The organism is Scytonema sp. PCC 10023, assembly GCF_963920835.1.
Lineage (GTDB): Bacteria > Cyanobacteriota > Cyanobacteriia > Cyanobacteriales > Nostocaceae > Kalymmatonema.
This window is the reverse complement of the sequence record NZ_CAWUDP010000016.1, coordinates 1-19,398: the sequence shown is the minus strand read 5'-3', so window position 1 is coordinate 19,398 and position 19,398 is coordinate 1. Positions and strand designations below refer to the sequence as shown.

The following is a 19,398-nucleotide window of genomic DNA, read 5'->3' as shown; positions in this document are numbered from 1 at the left end:
TCACATAATTGAGACACTTGTGGACAAATTATGTTCAACAAAATTCAATTTTCCGCCATCTCTCTTAACGATAAACTCTGGTTTAAAGTAGGATATAGGAGAATTTCAGGCAAGTTTGGCACTTTTCAAGGATTGACACCTAAAGTCTCCAGGCGAGCAGTTGTTATGCTTTTTAAAGAACCTCCCAAAGTAGGATACGTCTTCAAAATTTAAATGGTAGGCAATTTCGGAGATGGTCAGTTCGGAATGAATAAGCAAGCGTTTTGCTTCAATCAGCAGGCGATTACGAATCAACTCCCCGGCTGTTTTCCCAGTTGTTCTTTTGACAGTTTCGTTCAGATGGTTGGCAGTGATGCCGAGCATTTCCGCGTACTCACTGACCGATTTTTTGGCGATAAAATGCGCCTCAATCAGCTGCAGAAACTTCTTGGTGATCAGGGCGCATGATTTAGCAGCGTTGGTTGTCTGTGTTGGGCAGTAAAGCCGTTTCGCTTTTATCAGCAGAATGCGGAGGTAAGCGCGTAACACATCGTCTTTGTCAATCGCTGAGGAGTGATACTCGCGCTCGCTCCTCTGAAAAATTTCGTTGAATGTTGCCGCTTGCTCATTATTGACATGCAGCACGGGGGCGGCATTGACCGTGTTAAAAAACGGTAGCTCTGAAATTATATCCTTATCGTGCAACTCCAGTGAAAAGAACTCATTCGTAAACATAATTCCGTAGCCAGTTACGTCTTCTATCAGATCCCAGGCATCAATTTGACCGGGTGAGACGAAATACAAGCTATGTGGCTTTATAGGGTAATGAGTGAAATCAATAAAATGTGTGCCCCGTCCTTTTGTTACCCAGATGATCTCGTAAAAATTGTCTCTATGAGAAGACCGCATATTCGGCATGGAGCTGAATAGTTGCTCTAAACGCTTTACTTGAACACACGTTACTCCCGGTGTGTGAGCAGCAAAGTCATGGATGTTGTAAACTGGAATTTCCATTGTTTCAACCTCATTGAACTCAATCATTCAAAGATGACTTCTGGACTCTACTGAGTATCATTAGTGAAAAAATCAAATTGCTTTTGTCAATTAGAAATTAGACTGTAACTCAGATCTTGCACCTGAAAATTTGAATGTCAATTCCTTGACTAAGTGCTAGTTCTCTAAGGCGTTCAATGTGTTGTAGAATAAGGTACACTACCAAGTGCGGAAGTATCGTTTGGAATGCGATTTCTGCGGCTTGTGCCCAATCAGGTAAATTTGTAGGTGCGTTAGCGCAGCTCGCCGCAGGCATCGCTATGGATAAATAAGCCCAATGTGCTAAAACATAAGAAATAAGGGACAATATCAACCAACGATAAACGCCTAAAAGTGTCCCTTGCCCAAAACGATGCAACCCGAAACGTTGTTTTGCAGTTTTAAACCAACCCTCAAGAAAGCCACCGTCGTTTGCCCCACCAAGAAATAGTACTGGCTTTGAGAGCTTTAGTAGAAATGACAAATCGTTTTACATATTTACCATCATCACGTTTAAAATAGTACCAGGATACGTAGACAGGAAATTTCAAACCTCTCAGGTGAAGCTGTTGTCCTCGCTTATGTAGTTGAGCAACACAACGAGCATCAACCAACTTACGAGTACAAGCGATACCAGCAATTATGTGGTATTTTTTCTTTCGGACACCGTGTATAAATTGCACAGTACCAAAGCCTGTATCTACGAGAACCATCACCTGGAAATGCTTGGTTAATCTGGTGTTATGTCCCAATTACGGAGTTCTTTGCTGATTCGCTCAATTTCTGCTGATGGGCTGCCAGGTTTCATGACGATAATCATTAACTACAATCCTCCTGAAATTTTGTCAATCCTGAAATCTTGAAAATAATGATGTTGATGACTGATAGAAAGTCATAGGTGTCCGCTCATTGTTTGTCCCGTTTGATGCCGCACTAGGTTAGTGAGGTAATCCGGGAAGTGACCGACTACAACAACCACGTTAAGTTCGGGTAAGCAGTCAGTGATAATTGGTTTCAATGACGGGATCGGACGGAAATATTGACTTAGAGGCAGCTGGTCTTATAGTGTCAGCAGAATTTCCTCATGGTATTTAAAGAATCACTTTGCTGTTAATTACATTGGGAGCAGCTTTGAGGAAATATGAGGATGTCTGTATTTTTTTTTTGGTATTTTTTTGAAAAATTTTTTGCTTTCAACTGCCAAACAGGCTCTCTATATTAAACTCAGGTGTTCTGCAAGAATCCCTTAAGCACTAGATTTACTTCGATTTCTCAGAAATTTTAGATTGCGATGCCCCATAGGGGCGGGTGCTTTGCGCCAATGCCCTTTGGGAGTATCTGTTGCGGCTTGCACCAATCGCTCTTACTGCGTGTTGCAGCACTCGTCAAAATATTCCTACCCTACGGGGCAAAGTTACACGTGTACAAAACGGCGGAACCCAAGCCAGACATAAGAGACGGTCATTCCTGAGTAATTTTACTCAGTCCATCTTGCACAGCGTAAATGAAAAACTTGTCCGTTTTGTTGGATTCAATGCGACAGCTATTTACGACTAAATTTTCGCCAACCGTAACCCCTCATAAAACGCCTCAAGCAGTACCAATAAGTAAGTAGCACATTTGATACAAACTACTTCATGGTCACTATGCCCAACAAGTTACATGCCATCCCTAACCCAATAGCAGTATAATTAATGTCCTGTCTTTACAAAGTAATACCCCCACACCAGACATATCTCCCTGAAGTGACTTGACTACTTTGTCATAAATATTACACAATTATCAAGATTTCTCGCTCTAGAACAAATCCATCTTGACCGCTACTATACGGAAACAAAGTTTTTACACTTGTATCTTCTGTAGAAATACAGCCCTTTGGCTTTGAAACAAGAGGTCAGGATGTTTCCCAGGATGTTTACCAGCATACCCAAACTGCCCAGCCGTCAAAATTCGATTGAGAAATTTTCTATGTATATGACTGTGGAGAATAATAAGGGTTACTCAACGATTAAATGGAAAACAGAACCTCAAATGCATTGCAATATTGAGTTATACAAAAGCAGACACCATAAGTTTGCATCGTTAGTTAACCAGGATGATAACGGCAAGGGGTTAGTGCAGTTCTGGATAGATATGGCTTTTAATAACCTACCGCCAAAGGAAGATTGGGAGCCAGAAATACGAGTACAAAAGGCTTGGGAACACCTAACAGCTTACTGTGAAGAAAGTTGCTACAGAGCTGCTGTTCAGGTATGGAAAGATGACACATCTAAATCTTGGGAAGAATATATATTTCTTTCTAGATGTTTTATTTATGAAGCTACCAAGTTTAGACAAATATTAGCTAAATATAACTCAAACGATTCTTCTCTCGATACTTATGTGACAGGCGTCTTGATAAAAAACATTAAAGATTCAGCTGCTGTTGCTAAGTTCTCTAAGTGGCGGCTGTTGCATAAAAAGAGTGATAAAGAACTGAAAGAAGCACTCTCGCGAGCCGGAAGGTATGAACCAGAAATTTCTCGGTTTCTCTTAGCTCGGAAATATTTTAAACAAGTTTATCAGATGAACAAAATTCAAAATCCTGCTAAAATAACAGGACAGAAGTGGCAAGAACCTGATAGTGCAGATTTTGCAGAAGCAGCTAATTACTACAATGCACAGATGTTACTCCCTTGTGCACCTCATGAAGTGGCTGTAGGTGGAAATATCACAGGCGAGCAACTTAAAACAAGTATGGAAATTTGCATTGCTGCATTACAAAATTACCCCAAATCAATCACACCACGCTTTTCTCTGGAAGCACTAACAGAAACTGGTCGTCAAGTTAAAAAGAATGAATCTCTAGAAATTTTCTCACAAGATTTACTGACTTCTGATGAAGTCGAAGATTCACGAGAAAACCAAGGAATAATAGTAAAGCGAACTGAGCCAGCTTTACAAGAGCAGTTGCTTTCTTTGAAAGTAGAACAAAAGGAAATACTATTGCTTTACTATGGTTTTGAGCTAAATCAAAAACAGATAGCAGATAGATTTCAAGTCACTCAGGGAGCAATTGCTCATCGCCTGAAGACGATTGAAATCAAACTGCTGAAAACTTTATATGGATTAAGTAAACCGACTGATTGGGTTTCTCAGTATGTTGCAGTATGGTTAAATCGTAATTACCAAGCTCCTGTCTATTCAGATTTGATTCACGTTGCTTTGGTTGAGGCGGGAAAGAAACTTGAACCACAAGAGCAAGAGCTATTGCGACTTGCCTACGGACAAAAACTGGATGAACAAGAAATTGCTAAGCAGCTTGGCATAGCCTTGTCAGAAATTATAGACATACTGCGGAAAACAAAAGCTAAATTAGAGGCTGCTTTAATCAATAGTATCGATACTATGATTAATAAATATTTACAAGTTTGGTTGACAAAGGTAGCTAAAGCCGTAGTTAAATTAGCTTGTGACAAATTGGATATTTTACGAATTCAACAAACAGAGTTATCAACCATTAATACTGTCTTAAAAGAATCGTTAACAATTTGGCATTCAGAAAAGTCATGAGGAAAAATAATGAGGTTTCAGTGATGTTTCCTTTTAATGAGTTAGAAAGATCTGTTAGTAATCTGTTGTGGTTAAATATTTCATCGGCAGACAAAAAGAAAGCCTGGGAGCAAGCTCAGAGCCATTCTAATACGCTTGCACGATACAACGCTTATCGAAATCACCTTTCATTGTATATTTTCTTTAACTGGCTTACAGAATGGCTGGCATCCGAATCCGTGTCTAAACCCGAAATTTTTCCAAGTGAGGATAGCTTACCCAGTATTTGGGAAGTGGTAAATGGTGCAGCAATTACACTGGGTGAGAAGCGAATAGTGCTAATTCCCAGTGAAACAATAGATTTAGAAGAGTTGTGCGTACCCCAAGAATGGGTAGACATTCCTTCTTTTGCAGGTGATTATTACTTAGCAGTGCAAGTAAATCTAGAGGCGGATAATGATGAGTGTTTTTTGGGAGTCCTCGGTTTTACCACTCATCGCCTACTTAAGAATTTTGGCTCCTATAACTCAAATGAGCGCACCTACGTGTTAGCAGCAGAAAATTTAACAGAAAATCTCTCTGTGGTGTTGATGACATTGGGACTCCCTGTACAAGAGGAAATCTCAGAATTACCAAGTTTATCTGAAGCTGAGGCGCAAAAATTATTGCAACTGTTAGGCGATTCATCTATTTATTTTCCCCGTTTACGAGTTGATGTACCGTTTGAGCGATGGGCAGCACTACTGGATAATGATGAATGGCGTACTCAGTTGTATCATCGACGAATAGGTGGCTTGGCTATTGCTAAAAACACGGCATCAGTTAACAACTTGAGCAATTGGTTTCAAAATATTTTTGATACCGATTGGCAGTCTCTTAATACAATTCTAAATACAGAATCAGAAAATTTAGCTTTTGCTTTTAGACAACGTGAACTTACTGTTGGAGGAGTGTCTGTTAATGGAGTCAAGTTGATTGATTTGGGAATACAACTAGGCAATCATTCTGTTGCACTGCTGATTGGTTTAACACAAGAAGATGAGCAGAAAGTGGGTATCCGCGTCCAGTTACATCCATATAATGGACAAACTTACCTACCACCTAATATCAAACTTGCTTTACTTTCTTCTTCAGGAGCAACTCTCCAGGAATTTCGCTCACGAACTCAAGATAACTTGATTCAACTGAAACGATTTACATGCCCAAAAAGAAAAACATTCAAAATCCAAGTGACTATCGATAATTTTAGTATTACGGAAGATTTTGTGGTTTAACGACTTGCGCGATTAGAAAAATGAGTAAGTTATACCCATTGGAAAAATGATTGCGACAGATGGAACGCATTAAGCTATTACCAGTAACTCTTTCTCCACCAGACGCACTCGCGTATGCCTACGGCACGCTCTGCGCTAACACAATTCCATTATCTAAAATCTAAAATCCAAAATGGTATTAGTTATCTTAAACTTGGGAAGGGGTACTCTACAAGAGGGTTTTCACTTTGTGACTGTTCAGTTACAGTTAGAAGGCAATTCCAAAACAAGTCAATTTCAGGGTAGTTTACCTGCGGCTCCAAATATTATCGACCTCTACCGCCGTTGGCAATTGCTTTATGATTTAATCTATTCGGCTCGCTCTATAAATATAGGTTTGCGTCTCTCTCAGTTAACCGATGAAGATATCAAAATTGATGAAGCTGACGTGACTCACGTTTCTGATGCTGATTTTTCTAACGTATGTGAAGAATTACAAAATCAAATAGATAATTGGTTGGATACCGAGGCATTTCGTAACATCGACCGCCAACTGCGGATGCGATTATCTCATGATGATGAAATCCGAGTCATTATTCAAACTGAGGATAATTTACTCCGAAAACTGCCCTGGCATATTTGGCGTTTTTTTAGGGATTACCGTTTGGCGGAAGTAGCTTTAAGTCCTATAGAATTTGAGCCTGAAAGTCAAACAAAAAGTTCTGCTTTAAGAGTGAGAATTCTGGCAATCTTGGGGGACAGCACGGGAATTGACACTGATGCTGACAAAAAGTTATTGTCAAGCTTATCAGACGACGTAGAGACAGTATTTTTGGTAGAGCCAAAACGTCATGAATTAGACGAACAACTTTGGGATAAGCGGGGATGGGATATTTTGTTTTTTGCTGGACATAGTCATAGCAGAAATGATGGAGAAACAGGTCACATATATATAAATCCTACCGAAAGTTTAACAATTCCCCAGTTTAAAAATGCCCTGAAAAAAGCCATAGAATGCGGGTTGCAGTTGGCAATTTTTAACTCTTGTGATGGGTTGGGGTTAGCACAGCAGCTGGATGATTTGCATATTCCCCAAATGATTGTCATGCGAGAACCAGTGCCAGATAAAGTGGCACAAGAGTTTTTGAAGCGCTTTCTTAGGGGGTTTGCTGATGGTAAGTCGTTTTATTTAGCAGTGCGGGAAGCGCGAGAACAGTTGCAGGGTTTGGAAAATGAATTTCCTGGTGCTAGCTGGTTACCTGTGATTTGCCAGAATCCCGCAGAATTACCACCAAGATGGATAGATTTGGGGGGTACTCCTCGTTGCCCGTACAAAGGATTATCCGCTTTCCGACAAGAAGATAAGTCGGTGTTTTTTGGGCGGGAAGCTTTTACACAGCGGCTATTAGAGGCGGTGAAAAAAAAGCCACTAGTGGCGGTGATTGGACCAAGCGGTAGGGGTAAGTCTTCGGTGGTGTTTGCTGGACTTATTCCCTATCTGCTTAAGGAACCGGATAACTGGCAAATTGCCCATTTCCGTCCTGGAAAGCGTCCGTTGGATGCCCTAGCTGCGGCACTTTTAACTTTGCAATCAACTCAAGCCGTTGCTGGTAATGAGGGTGAACCTCAGATAAACCAAGCTGAGCGCGTAAGCGCAAGCGATGCCCTTCGGGCTATACGCGCAGCGTGTCCGTACTGCGTAGCAGAGCCGCAGGCTCAGGACTCAGCGGGCGCTCTGCGCCAATGCCCAAAGGGCACGCTACGCGAACGCCCTTTGGGCAGCTCTGAGCTGGAGCATCGTCTCTTTGAAATTCACCAACTGGCAACGGAACTACGCTCAAACAAGGATACCTTAACCCAATTCATAGCCAGGATATCATCAACCAATCCCAAATCGATTGTGTTGGTGGCTGACCAATTTGAGGAACTCTACACCCTCTGCCCAGATTTTGAGGAACGCGAGAGTTTTCTTGATTGTGTGTTGGGGGCGGTATATAATGCGCCTTGTTTCAAACTGGTGTTGACGCTGCGGTCTGACTTTTATGGCTATGCTCAATCTTACCGCGCTTTTAACGATGCCTTGGAAAATAACTGTTTGAACCTGGGACCGATGAATGAGCAGGAATTAGGGGAGGCGATCGCACATCCTGCATACTCTTTGGGTGTCACACTAGAGACAGGACTGATAGAGCGGATTCTCAATGATGTTGGCAAAAAAACACGCAAGCAAGCGGAAAACTCGCAACATAAATCGCCACCAGACAAACTGCCTTTACTGGAGTTTGCCCTGAAACAGCTTTGGACAGAAGCAATAAAACACAGAACTCGCCAACTGACGAATCAAGCTTACGATGAAATTGGCGGTATCCAAGAGGCACTAGGAAAATACGCAAAGGAAGTATACGACAAGATAGCTCAAGAGTATCATCCAAAACAGATACGGCGAGTGTTCACACAACTGGTGCGTCCAGGGGAAACAACGGGGACGGAAGATACCCGTCGTCTAGCCACGCGCCAAGAGATAGGAGAAGAAAACTGGGAGTTGGTGACGCGCCTCAACAGTGAGGATATGCGTCTGGTAGTGATTGGTTATGAGGAAGCAACCTCTGAAGAAACAGTGGAGGTGGTGCATGAAGCTTTGATTCTGGGTTGGGGACGCTTGAGAGAGTGGATGAAGAGCGATCGCACTTTTCGCACTTGGCAAGAGCGCTTACGGGGAGCAATGCGTCAATGGGAAGTTACCAATAATGATGAGGGAGCTCTGTTACATGGTGCATCTTTGGCGGAAGCTGAGGATTGGTTGCAACAGCGACGAGAGGAAGTCAGTCCATCTGAGCGGGTGTTTATCGAGTTGAGTTTGGGGTTACGCGATCGTCTGCGGCGAGAAGAGCAAGAACGTAGACAAAGAGAGCTAGAGCAGGAAAGGAAAGCGCGAAAAGCAGCTCAGACCAGAACTGGTGTAGCCATTGCTTCTACTATACTTGTGAGTGCAGCAGCTATTTTTGCCATTAACCAGTGGAATCAAGTGCAAAAGCAGTACAAAAATGCGGCACTCCAAGCAGAAAGCAAGACTGCTAGTGGAATTTTACAACTTGACGGGTTGATAGAAAACATCAAGGTAGGGAAAAAACTGCGACAATTGATACACTCAGGTGAAGCAGAACCCTACACCCGAATACAAATCGTGACGGGGTTGCTTAAAGCCGTTTACGATGTGAGAGAGCAAAACCGCCTTATTGGGCATAAAGCTCAGGTGATTGGCGTCAGTTTCAGTCCAGATGGACAAACCATCGCTTCTGCAGGTTTTGAGCATACCGTGAAACTCTGGAAGCGGAATGGCAGCTTGCTCACCACTCTCACTGGGCATAAAGCTTGGGTGATTAACGTTAGTTTCAGTCCAGATAGGCAGACCATTGCTTCTGCAAGTTCAGACCATACCGTGAAACTCTGGAAGCGGGATGGCAGCTTGCTCACCACCCTGACTGGGCATCAAGCTCCAGTGACTGGCGTCAGTTTCAGCCCAGATAGGCAAACCATCGCTTCTGCAAGCTATGACAAAACGGTCAAACTCTGGAAGCAGGATGGCAACTTGATTGCCACCCTGACTGGGCATCAAGCTCCAGTGACTGGCGTTAGTTTCAGTCCAGATGGGCAAACCATCGCTTCTGCAAGTTTTGACAAAACTGTGAAACTTTGGAGGCGAGATGGCACATTAATCACCACTCTCATTGGACAGAAAAGTTCGATGACTGGCGTTAGTTTCAGTCCAGATGGGCAAACCATCGCTTCTACAAGTGTTGACAATACCGTGAAACTCTGGAGGCGAGATGGCAGCTTGCTCACCACCTTCACTGGGCATAAAGCTCCGGTTAATTTCGCCAGTTTCAGCCCAGATGGGCAAACCATCGCTTCTACAAGTGTAGACCAAACCGTGAAACTCTGGAGGCGAGATGGTCGCTTGATAACTACCCTCACTGGACATAAATCTACAGTGACTGGAGTTAGTTTCAGCCCGGATGGGCAAACCATCGCTTCTGGAAGTATGGACCACACCGTGAAACTCTGGAGACGAGATAGCAGCTTGATGACCACCCTCACGGGTCAGAAAAGTCCGATGATTGGCGTTAGTATCAGCCAAGATGGACGGATCATCAATTCTGCAAGTGTTGACAATACCGTCAAACCCTGGAGGTGGGATGGCCGCTTTATAACCACCTTCACTGTGGATAAAGCTCGAGTGATTGGCGTCAGTTTCAGCCCAGATGGGCAGACCATCGCTTCTGCAAGTGTTAACAATACCGTGAAACTCTGGAGGCGAGATGGCACATTAATCACCACCCTCACTGGGCATAAAGCTCCGGTGATTGGCGTTAGTTTCGGTCCTGATGGGCAGACCATCGCTTCTACAAGTTTTGACAAAACTGTGAAACTCTGGAGGCGAGATGGCACATTAATTACCACCCTCACTGGACAGAAAGCTCCGGTGATTGGCGTCAGTTTCAGTCCCGATGGGCAAACCATTGCTTCTGCAAGCTATGACAAAACCCTCAAACTCTGGAGGCGAGATGGCAGCTTAATTAACACCCTCACTGGGCATAGCGATTGGGTTAATAGCGTGAGTTTCAGCCCGGATGGGCAAACCATTGCTTCTGCAAGTAATGACAAAACCATCAAACTCTGGAAGCGAGATGGCAGTTTAATTAACACCCTCACTGGGCATAGCAATTGGGTTAATAGCGTGAGTTTCAGCCCGGATGGGCAAACCATCGCTTCTGCAAGTAATGACACAACTGTCAAACTCTGGAGGCGAGATGGCAGCTTAATTAACACCCTCACTGGGCATAACGCTCAGGTGATTGACGTCAGTTTCAGCCGTGATGGACAAACCATCGCTTCTGCAAGTCTTGACAATACCATCAAACTCTGGAGGCGAGATGGAAGCTTGATGACCACCCTCACTGGGCACAATGCTCCAGTTGTTGGCGTCAGTTTCAGTCCCGATGGTCAGATGCTTGCTTCTGCAGGTGTTGATGGAAAAGTGATTCTGTGGAATTTCAATCTTGATGATTTGTTAAGGCGCGGTTGCAATTGGGCGCGTGAGTACCTGAAAAACCCTAACAACGGTATGAGTAAAGATGACCCCCAGCGGCGGATTTGTGATGACATAAATTGAAACTATGCTTTATCCGCCATGCGGTGGTACTTCACTAATGCAATTCATTCCGCCTTTATTGAGATTAAAGTATTCTTATTGACAAAATGCATTTGCCCTGGGATCGCTACAGATAACCCCTCATAAAACGCCTCAAGCAGTACCAATAAGTAAGTAGCACACTTGATACAAATTACTTCATGGTCACTATGCCCAACAAGTTACATGCCATCCCTAACCCAATAGCAGTATAATTAATGTCCTGTCTTTACAAAGTAATACCCCCACACCAGACATATCTCCCTGAAGTGACTTGACTACTTTGTCATAAATATTACACAATTATCAAGATTTCTCGCTCTAGAACAAATCCATCTTGACCGCTACTATACGGAAACAAAGTTTTTACACTTGTATCTTCTGTAGAAATACAGCCCTTTGGCTTTGAAACAAGAGGTCAGGATGTTTCCCAGGATGTTTACCAGCATACCCAAACTGCCCAGCCGTCAAAATTCGATTGAGAAATTTTCTATGTATATGACTGTGGAGAATAATAAGGGTTACTCAACGATTAAATGGAAAACAGAACCTCAAATGCATTGCAATATTGAGTTATCTCCTAACTAACACATTTTAAAACCTTTATAGAGCAGGGTTTTTAGCCAAACAAGAAAAATGTGTTTGTTTTATTTTTGGAATCTGTCTATGTAATATCACTGCTTATTTTAATTGTTTTGTTACTATTTTGTACTTAATATTTACCCTTAATCTCCCGTCACATTTTTGTACTCTTTATTTGCCTTTTACGGGTTTGTTCGGTGAGGTGCAAGATGTGAGGTAATTTAGTTGAAAAAAAGGTATCCAAATAAGCTTATTACTGAGTTTTCAGCGCAAAAGTGAATGGTGAGTACAAATATAACGCAGCATTTTTCTACATAAATATATAAAATGTAATATGAGGTAACAATAGACAATCTGTTGATGGAACTAACTCTTTTGTCACTGTTGTTTGTGCTGAGTTAGCTGTAACTTTCTCCAAGCTTGGGGAGTTGTCCCGTGATGTCTTCTAAATTGGCGGAAGAAATGAACCATACATTGATAGCCCACCTTAGCAGCAATCTCCTCCACTCTCTCATCGGTTTCCAAAAGCAAAGAACGTGCTGCTGCCATCCGACGCTCGATAATCCAGTTTTGTACAGTTTGTCCCGTTTGGCGTCGCACCAGGTTAGTGAGGTAACTTGGAGAGTAACCAACAGCAACAGCCACGTCGCTAAGGGTAAGCGATTGATGATAATTTGCCTCAATAAAGTCGAAGACCTTACTCAACTGAGGGTCGGAGGGAAAGATGCACTGAGGGGCAGTCGGTCTTATAATGCCAGCACATGGTGGTTCTTGGACTGGTTGTGAGTTTGCAGCGTACCATTGCCGCAGGGTGGCTTGTCTTTCCAAGCGGGTTCTTATCGTCCTCAGTAATTCCTCTGGTGTACAGGGTTTAGTGAGATAGTCATCTGCCCCCAGTTCCATACCTTTGCGAATGTCAGCCTGAGTCACTTCGCCAGTGACAAAAATAAAGGGGATAATCGCTGTGGCTGGGTTTTGGCGCAGCGTAGTCAGGACGCCGTAACCATCGAGTTTTGGGAGCATGATTTCGCTGATTACCAAATCGGGTAACTCTTCCTGTGCTCGCTGGACACCGATAAGACCGTTTTCAGCACCCATAGTGTAGAAACCTTCCGCTTCCAGCCATTTTAGAAAAAGGTTTCGGGTTTCTGCTCTATTTTCAATCACCAGAATTTTTTTCACTGTCTTCTGTGCCATCCAAACACTGGTATAGGAACAATCTCCACGTCCTGTTGGCACATACTTTTCTGCGGTGTTATGTGTCAACGGCATTGCAGACTCAACCGCGCAATTCCCGTCCCCGTGAGTGCCAGATTTTATAATCACAATTATTAATTCCTCCGGAAATAGTGCAGTTAATTACGAGCGGTGGCTTTTATTGACATAAGCAAGATAACTTTATAGCTAACTACTCATGGCACTTATGCAGCAAACAAAAGTTAGGTATTCTGGGCTTTTACTCCCACATCTCAGTAATTACTCAGTTCCAGTAGGTTAGTATTACGCTAAATAACGTGTTTTTGTAACATTTCTTAAAATTAGCAGTTGACATTTAAGCAATTGCTTATCTATCATGAAAATAGTTAAGTATTCGCTTAAGTATTGGGATGACGCCAATGATCAGATTTTTGCTTTTTCAAGCGATGGAGCGATAGGCTGACAATGCCTATTAGCCAGCTTTACCCGCTCCAAAATGCAACATCCACAATCCAAAATCGCTATGAGTAGACTAGCTGCCAGTGCGGATGTCTTTGCAGCGATCGCAGATCCAACACGACGGGCGATATTGGATCAGTTACGTACTGGAGAGCAACCAGTCAAACAGTTGGCTGAGCCTTTCGCCATGAGCTTGCCAGCGATTTCTCAGCACTTACAAGTGCTTTGTGAAGTAGGATTAGTACAAATGCGAAAAGCAGGGCGACAGCGGTTATATCGCCTGAACCCGGAGCCTCTCAAGCAGATTTCTGACTGGATTGCACATTACGAACAGTTCTGGCAAGAAAAACTGGATGCCCTAAGCAACTATCTGGAGGAAGATTCATGCTCCGAAACTTGAACAAGGAAGTTTTCTACCCATATCCGCCACAACGAGTTTGGCAGGTACTCACCAACCGTCGCGCCTTAGCTGCATGGTTGATGGAAAATGACTTTGAGCCGCGTGTAGGACACAAATTCCGATTTCAGGAGTCTACACTGCCAGGGCTCGATGAAAGTATTGATTGCGAAGTCATTGAACTAGAAGAGCCAAAACGGCTTTCCTACACTTGGCAGGATAAATTCATGCCTCAGCCTTCCATTGTCACCTGGATTTTGGAACCACAAGAAGGCGGTACTCAGGTGCGCTTGCAACATAGAATTCTAGAAACCGCCGTGACTGGATCGCGAGAACCGTGGCAAGGTGAGTCTATGCATGAGCAAACGACAACAACTGCTCTATATAAAAAGTCACTTGCACAGATAAAATCAGCATCTGCCTTGCAAACAAGAACTTTTATAAGAACGAGTGGCGAACATCAATTGTCCAATTATTGGTCAAGAGGTATAGAATTTCAGGCATCGACGAGCGTGATTCTTACTTCCTATTTCTGTGGTAGGTGGGAGTACAAACTTGAACATACATTGCCACAAGTTCTCTCGTGAGGAAAATAATAGTCTTCTTACAAAAGCATGATTAATGAATATTTAGAACCACATCTGCACACTTATGGAACACAGATAAATTATCTCTGTAAAAGTCGATGCTTCTAGCATTACAAACTTTGGTGAGATAAGTTTTAAACTTGAGCAATCCATCAAATATGGCTGAACAAAATTTTGTTGACACTCACACTGGACAGTGGCAGGAAATTGAGCAACTTCCAGGAACAAAAATACTGTCATTGGCTGAACCAGTACCACAAGGTTCAATCCATAAATTACAAATGGCTGCTGGCACTGTAATTCCAGTTCATTTTCATCCTTGTGACGAGTATATTTATGTTCTTAATGGAACTATTGAAACAGGGGGATGTAAATGCACACCAGGAACATTTTGGTTTACACCTGCTAACACTAAAAATGGTCCTCATAGAGCCATCACATCTGTCGAAATCTTGACGATTCGTCTTGGTAAAATGGGAGTTTTTCAGTAGCTTCCTACTTGAGATTTTGTCAGCAAAATTATTTTGTAAATATCCTAGCTATTTGGGCAGTTAGGTTAATTTCAACTTGTCTACTATTTGGAGAAACATGCTATGAACAATCCTCAAGTCAGCATTCCAATGGTTATTCAACCATCAGAGAAAGGAGACAAAGCCTTTGATATCTATTCGCGTTTACTTGCAGAGCGAATTGTATTTTTGAAGAGTGAAGTCACAGATGAAACGGCTAATTTGATAGTTGCGCAATTGTTGTTTCTGGATGCTGATGACTCAGAACGAGACATTACATTATACATTAACAGCCCTGGAGGTTCAGTAACAGCAGGAATGGCTGTTTACGATGCCATGAATCAAATTCGTTGTGATGTTTGTACTGTCTGTGTCGGTTTTGCCGCTTCAATGGGAGCATTCTTGCTTTCTTCAGGTACTCAAGGCAAAAGATATGCTTTGCCAAATGCTCGGATTATGATTCATCAACCTTCAGGAGGCGCTCAGGGAGTGGCTAGTGATATTGAGGTTGCAGCTAGAGAACTTTTGCGTACCAAAGAAACTATCAACAAGATATTAGCTGCTAATACAGGTCAACCATTAGAGAAAATTCAACGTGATTCAGACCGAGACTTTTTCATGAGTGCTGAAGAGGCAAAAGCTTACGGCTTAATTGACGGTGTTATTCTGAGAACGCCTACGTCTGTTCAATCTTCAACTAACTCGCACATTGACAAACATCAGTTGAATGGAAACTGATATTTGTTTTGAATTTACCTGATGCAAAGATGTAAAGACACAAAAGTTCTTGGTGTCCTTGGCGTCCCTTCGCTTCGCTCGAGGACAGGCTTGGCGGTTTGATCAAAAACTGATTGATGAACAGGATTCAAACATGAAAATTCTAGTCATTGGTGGCACTAACTTTATTGGTTCTCCTGTCGTTCGTCACCTCTGTGTTATGGGTCATGAGGTGACTGTGTTCCATCGAGGAAAAAGCATAGCTGAATTACCATCAGGTGTGCATCGCATTTTGGGTGAACGCATTCACCTAGACGAGTTCAAAAACAAGTTTGAGGAGATTTCGCCCGAAGTCGTCCTGGATATGTTTGCCTACACTGAACAGGATGCACACATACTGATGAACACGTTTAGAGGTATTGCCAAGCGTGTTGTCGCTATCAGTAGTATGGATGTGTATCGTGCCTATGGCGTGATTTTGGGTAGGGAATCTGAAGCTGTTCCAGTACCCCTGACTGAAGATTCGCCTCTGCGCTCTTCACTTTATCCTTTTCGGGAGATGCCTAATAGACCTCTAGACGCGCCAGTTGATTACGAGAAAATTCTAGTTGAACGGGTGGTTATGTCAGACCCTGACTTACCAGGAACAATTGTACGCTTGCCAATGGTTTATGGTCCAGGAGATATTCGACACCGCTTGTTTCCCTACTTACAACGCATAGATGATAACCGCCCTGCTATTGTGTTGGAAGAAAGCCTTGCTCGATGGCGAGGCTCGTATGGATATGTGGAGAATGTGGGGTATGCGATCGCTCTAGCAGTGTGTCATGAACAGGCAAAGGGTCGCATTTATCATGTCGCCGACGCAGAGGTGTTTTCCGAGGCTGAACGGATAACTAGAGTTGGCAAGGTCGCACGATGGCAGGGAAAGGTAGTTTCTGTACCTAAAGAAAAGTTGCCAACAGAGTGGAAACTGCCGGTGAACACAGAGCAACACTGGTTTGTAGACTCAACTCGCATCCGCCAAGAGTTGGGATACAAGGAAGTTGTACCCCCAGAGGAAGCACTGCAACAAACTATAGACTGGGAGCGGACTCATCCACCAAAGGAACCTGAGAAGTTGGGGGAACCTTGGTTGCTGGACTACGTAACTGAAGATGCAATTTTGGCGAAGGAGGTTTTATGAGTCTTTTCTGTTTAGTTCACGGCGCTTGGCAAGGTGCGTGGTGTTGGGATTTGTTGATTCCCGAACTAGAAGCACGAGGTCACAAAGCAGTGGCAATGGATCTGCCAATTGATGACCCCTCCGCCAGTTTGTCCCGCTTTGCAGATGTGGTGCTTCAAGCGCTTGCAGGCGCAGACGACGATGTGGTGCTGGTCGGTCACTCGATGGCTGGTACTGTCATTCCCCTTGTTGCTAGCCAGCGCCCAGTTCGTCGGCTGGTGTTTCTTGCAGCCCTCATCCCGCATGTAGGAACGAGTGTGCTTGACCAGTTCTATGACGAGGTAGATCCTGATACCCTCAAAGCAGCAGGCTACAAACCACCAGAGGCGAGTCAGTTCGAGCAGTTCCGTGATGAGCCTGATATGTACAACCCGGCTGCGCTTAGCAAAGACCCTTCAGGGAGCGAAGCACTAGCAATGGAACTTTTGTTTCACGACTGTGAACCTGATGTGGCGCGTTGGGCAATCTCCAAACAGCGGAATCAACAATCAATGGCACACATTTTCGAGGTTACTCCCCTGCAAGCTTTCCCGGATGTAGAGTACACGTATATTGCCTGCACTGATGACCGGACAATTTCTCCTGTATGGTCGCGGTATGCTGCACGTAAACGCCTGGGAGTTGATGCTATAGAACTGCCTGGAGGACACTGCCCCTATCTGTCTCGCCCTACCCACCTTGCTTCGGTACTGAGTGCTGAGTAAATTTAGAAATCTGGTTTTTTTACAGCAGTTTTCTATTACAGCGGTTTTCTTTCTTTGTGGGCATTGCTCACCAATATCTCAAATGTGTATCACATAAGCTTTTCGGAGCAATGCCCACCCTACGATATTGTGGTCTAATCATAGAAGAAGCGCTGTAATTAGGATACAGGTTGGCTCTGGAGGGCACAGCAATGCTGTGCCCCTACCATGTAGTTTGTAGTTTATGCTTTTGAAAGCCTTCTGCCTTTTTGTACTAGTTTGTGTTGAGAGTTAGCTGTAAATTTTTTAACAATTCATCTGAGGTAAAAGGCTTTGACAAAAAGGTTGTGATGCTATCACCAACAATTTTAATTATTTCATGGTTTGATACTAACCCGCTAACGCCAATAATTTTGACTTTTGGGTTCATTCTTTTCAAGATGCGGATAGTCGTTGAACCATCCATAGAGGGCATCATCATATCAAGCAACACGACACTAATTTCATGCTGATGTTGTGTATACAATGCCACAGCCTCGATGCCGTCACGAGCAACGACAACTTTGTAGGCATTTCTTTCCAACAAGTTTTTAGTAATTTCACGAATTGAGTCGTCATCGTCAACAAGGAGAACTAATTCTCCATGTCCTACCAGTAACTCGTTGTGTCCTGTTAATATCTCATCTGTTTCTACTGTGTGCTTAACTGGTAAACACACCTGAAACTCTGTTCCCTTTCTGATTTCACTGACTACGTTCACAAAACCGCCGTGGCTTTTAACGATACCCATGACTGTAGAAAGACCAAGACCTGTACCTTGACCCAATTCTTTTGTTGTAAAAAATGGTTCAAAGATTCTATCTATTATTTCCTTGGGAATCCCTGTTCCGGTATCAGATATGGTAATAGCAACATAAGGACCAACCTGAGCATCAATATTTTTACGTAAAAATTGTGTATCAACCCAAATATTTTTAGCGAAAATCCGCAAAACACCACCTTCTGGCATGGCATCACGAGCATTAATGCAGAGATTCATGAGCGCTTGGTGTAGCTGGGTAGCATCACCAGAGATTGTCCAGAGGTTTGGCGTGGGAATATCTACGCAGATATCAATTGCTTTAGGAAATGTCTGTCTAACAATCTGTTCAACTTCTAAAATTAAGTCTCTCACCTGCAAAGTCGTGAAGTTAACTTCATGACCTCGTGAAAACCACAGCACTTGTTTTACCAAATCTGCGGCACGTCTAACGTTATTTTCCAGTATAGAAAGCCACTGCTTACCCTGCTTATCGAACAGTTGTGTCTGTAAAAGTTGAACCGTCATCATCATCGGTGTCAACGCGTTATTTAAGTCGTGAGCAATACCGCTTGCCAAGGTGCCAAGGCTTTCCATGCGCTGTGCTTGGAGAAATTGCGCTTCGAGTTGTTTTTTCTCTGTAATGTCGGTGTTGACTGTCAGGATAGATTTAGGTTGTCCCTGATTATCTTGCATGAGTGTCCACCGGCTGGCAACGATAATTTCCTTGCCGTCTTTGTGTACCTGGCTCAATTCACCCTGCCATGAACCATGTTCAATCAAGCTTGTTTGGATATCTTGAAGTTGAGATAAAGTTTCCTGTCGATAGAGAAGTTCATTGGCATTTTTACCAATTACTTCTTCTGTCTTCCATCCGTAGAGATCTTCAGCTCCTTTGTTCCAAAATTGGATTTGGTTATCTAAGTCTCGTACAAGAATCGCATCTGTCGTAATATCGAGCAAAGCAGCTTGTTCGCGGATTTTCTGTTCTGCTTGCTTGCGTTGTGTAAGGTTCAAGACAAAACCAACTATGCTTTGTTGAGATTTTTCTAGAAGGGCAATACCAATAAGTACAGGAACACGACGACTATCTTTGCGAATGTATTCCTTCTCGAAGGGAGTACACACTCCAGAATTGATGAGTTGTGCGATCGCCTCTGGCACTGCGCTTTGGGCAATCGCCTCTGGCACTGCGCTTTGGGCAATCGCCTCTGGCACTGCGCTTTGGGCGATCGCCTCTGGCACTGCGCTTTGGGC

General features: G+C 43.3%; 14 protein-coding genes. 9 read left to right on the top strand and 5 right to left on the bottom strand.

All coding sequences use genetic code 11. The features are described from left to right. Positions 1-105: 105 nt before the first annotated feature. The 3 genes from ACM0OZ_RS11985 to ACM0OZ_RS11975 form a co-directional block, all read right to left on the bottom strand. Complete coding sequence (locus tag ACM0OZ_RS11985; protein WP_414583060.1) at positions 106-993, bottom strand: helix-turn-helix domain-containing protein; 888 nt, start codon at positions 991-993, stop codon at positions 106-108. Between the two features lie 431 nt (positions 994-1,424). Then, a complete protein-coding gene (locus tag ACM0OZ_RS11980; protein WP_414583059.1) occupies positions 1,425-1,724 on the bottom strand; it encodes a hypothetical protein in 300 nt (99 codons plus the stop codon). Between the two features lie 17 nt (positions 1,725-1,741). After that, positions 1,742-1,831 (bottom strand): hypothetical protein, encoded by a 90-nt coding sequence (locus ACM0OZ_RS11975; RefSeq protein WP_414583058.1) that lies wholly within the window; start codon positions 1,829-1,831, stop codon positions 1,742-1,744. A gap of 1,091 nt (positions 1,832-2,922) precedes the next feature. Between ACM0OZ_RS11975 and ACM0OZ_RS11970 the strand changes: the two genes are divergently transcribed. From ACM0OZ_RS11970 to ACM0OZ_RS11960, 3 genes are all read left to right on the top strand, one after another. After that, entirely contained in the window at positions 2,923-4,563 is a 1,641-nt protein-coding gene (locus ACM0OZ_RS11970; RefSeq protein ID WP_414583057.1) for a sigma-70 family RNA polymerase sigma factor, read from the top strand. A gap of 23 nt (positions 4,564-4,586) precedes the next feature. Next, positions 4,587-5,816 carry a DUF1822 family protein gene (locus ACM0OZ_RS11965; RefSeq protein ID WP_414583056.1) on the top strand — a complete coding sequence of 410 codons (1,230 nt, stop codon included), beginning with the start codon at positions 4,587-4,589 and terminating at the stop codon, positions 5,814-5,816. Between the two features lie 172 nt (positions 5,817-5,988). After that, positions 5,989-10,968: an eIF2A-related protein gene (locus ACM0OZ_RS11960; RefSeq protein WP_414583055.1), complete on the top strand. Its 4,980-nt coding sequence runs from the start codon at positions 5,989-5,991 to the stop codon at positions 10,966-10,968. 978 nt (positions 10,969-11,946) lie between these two features. Here the strand turns inward: ACM0OZ_RS11960 and ACM0OZ_RS11955 are convergent. Further along, positions 11,947-12,765, bottom strand: coding sequence for a helix-turn-helix domain-containing protein (locus ACM0OZ_RS11955; protein WP_414583135.1), 819 nt, complete (start codon positions 12,763-12,765; stop codon positions 11,947-11,949). Positions 12,766-13,288: 523 nt separating this feature from the next. On the opposite strand from ACM0OZ_RS11955, the gene ACM0OZ_RS11950 reads away from it, so the two are divergent. From ACM0OZ_RS11950 to ACM0OZ_RS11925, 6 genes are all read left to right on the top strand, one after another. Next, on the top strand, positions 13,289-13,624 hold the full coding sequence (locus tag ACM0OZ_RS11950; protein ID WP_041033416.1) for an ArsR/SmtB family transcription factor: 336 nt from the start codon (positions 13,289-13,291) through the stop codon (positions 13,622-13,624). Beyond that, positions 13,609-14,208, top strand: coding sequence for an SRPBCC family protein (locus ACM0OZ_RS11945; RefSeq protein ID WP_414583054.1), 600 nt, complete (start codon positions 13,609-13,611; stop codon positions 14,206-14,208). Before ACM0OZ_RS11950 ends, ACM0OZ_RS11945 begins: the two co-directional genes overlap by 16 nt. A gap of 158 nt (positions 14,209-14,366) precedes the next feature. Next, positions 14,367-14,699, top strand: a complete 333-nt coding sequence (locus ACM0OZ_RS11940) for a cupin domain-containing protein (protein WP_414583053.1) — start codon at positions 14,367-14,369, stop codon at positions 14,697-14,699. A 102-nt stretch (positions 14,700-14,801) separates the two neighbouring features. After that, the gene (clpP, locus tag ACM0OZ_RS11935; RefSeq protein WP_414583052.1) at positions 14,802-15,455 is read left to right on the top strand and encodes an ATP-dependent Clp endopeptidase proteolytic subunit ClpP; all 654 of its coding nucleotides are present in this window, start codon (positions 14,802-14,804) and stop codon (positions 15,453-15,455) included. A 133-nt stretch (positions 15,456-15,588) separates the two neighbouring features. After that, complete coding sequence (locus tag ACM0OZ_RS11930; protein ID WP_414583051.1) at positions 15,589-16,620, top strand: NAD-dependent epimerase/dehydratase family protein; 1,032 nt, start codon at positions 15,589-15,591, stop codon at positions 16,618-16,620. Further along, on the top strand, positions 16,617-17,363 hold the full coding sequence (locus tag ACM0OZ_RS11925) for an alpha/beta fold hydrolase (protein WP_414583050.1): 747 nt from the start codon (positions 16,617-16,619) through the stop codon (positions 17,361-17,363). Before ACM0OZ_RS11930 ends, ACM0OZ_RS11925 begins: the two co-directional genes overlap by 4 nt. 253 nt (positions 17,364-17,616) lie before the next feature. On the opposite strand, the gene ACM0OZ_RS11920 is transcribed toward ACM0OZ_RS11925, so the two are convergent. After that, positions 17,617-19,398, bottom strand: a 1,782-nt coding sequence (locus tag ACM0OZ_RS11920; protein ID WP_414583049.1) for a PAS domain S-box protein, incomplete at its 5' end; no start/stop codon positions are given.

Excerpts from the sequence above, each read along its gene's own strand:
- ACM0OZ_RS11985 (WP_414583060.1), bottom strand. The coding sequence starts at position 993 with ATGGAAATTCCAGTTTACAACATCCATGACTTTGCTGCTCACACACCG.
- ACM0OZ_RS11980 (WP_414583059.1), bottom strand. The coding sequence starts at position 1,724 with ATGGTTCTCGTAGATACAGGCTTTGGTACTGTGCAATTTATACACGGT.
- ACM0OZ_RS11975 (WP_414583058.1), bottom strand. The coding sequence starts at position 1,831 with ATGATTATCGTCATGAAACCTGGCAGCCCATCAGCAGAAATTGAGCGA.
- ACM0OZ_RS11970 (WP_414583057.1), top strand. The coding sequence starts at position 2,923 with ATGTTTACCAGCATACCCAAACTGCCCAGCCGTCAAAATTCGATTGAG.
- ACM0OZ_RS11965 (WP_414583056.1), top strand. The coding sequence starts at position 4,587 with ATGTTTCCTTTTAATGAGTTAGAAAGATCTGTTAGTAATCTGTTGTGG.
- ACM0OZ_RS11960 (WP_414583055.1), top strand. The coding sequence starts at position 5,989 with ATGGTATTAGTTATCTTAAACTTGGGAAGGGGTACTCTACAAGAGGGT.
- ACM0OZ_RS11955 (WP_414583135.1), bottom strand. The coding sequence starts at position 12,765 with ATGGCACAGAAGACAGTGAAAAAAATTCTGGTGATTGAAAATAGAGCA.
- ACM0OZ_RS11950 (WP_041033416.1), top strand. The coding sequence starts at position 13,289 with ATGAGTAGACTAGCTGCCAGTGCGGATGTCTTTGCAGCGATCGCAGAT.
- ACM0OZ_RS11945 (WP_414583054.1), top strand. The coding sequence starts at position 13,609 with ATGCTCCGAAACTTGAACAAGGAAGTTTTCTACCCATATCCGCCACAA.
- ACM0OZ_RS11940 (WP_414583053.1), top strand. The coding sequence starts at position 14,367 with ATGGCTGAACAAAATTTTGTTGACACTCACACTGGACAGTGGCAGGAA.
- clpP (WP_414583052.1), top strand. The coding sequence starts at position 14,802 with ATGAACAATCCTCAAGTCAGCATTCCAATGGTTATTCAACCATCAGAG.
- ACM0OZ_RS11930 (WP_414583051.1), top strand. The coding sequence starts at position 15,589 with ATGAAAATTCTAGTCATTGGTGGCACTAACTTTATTGGTTCTCCTGTC.
- ACM0OZ_RS11925 (WP_414583050.1), top strand. The coding sequence starts at position 16,617 with ATGAGTCTTTTCTGTTTAGTTCACGGCGCTTGGCAAGGTGCGTGGTGT.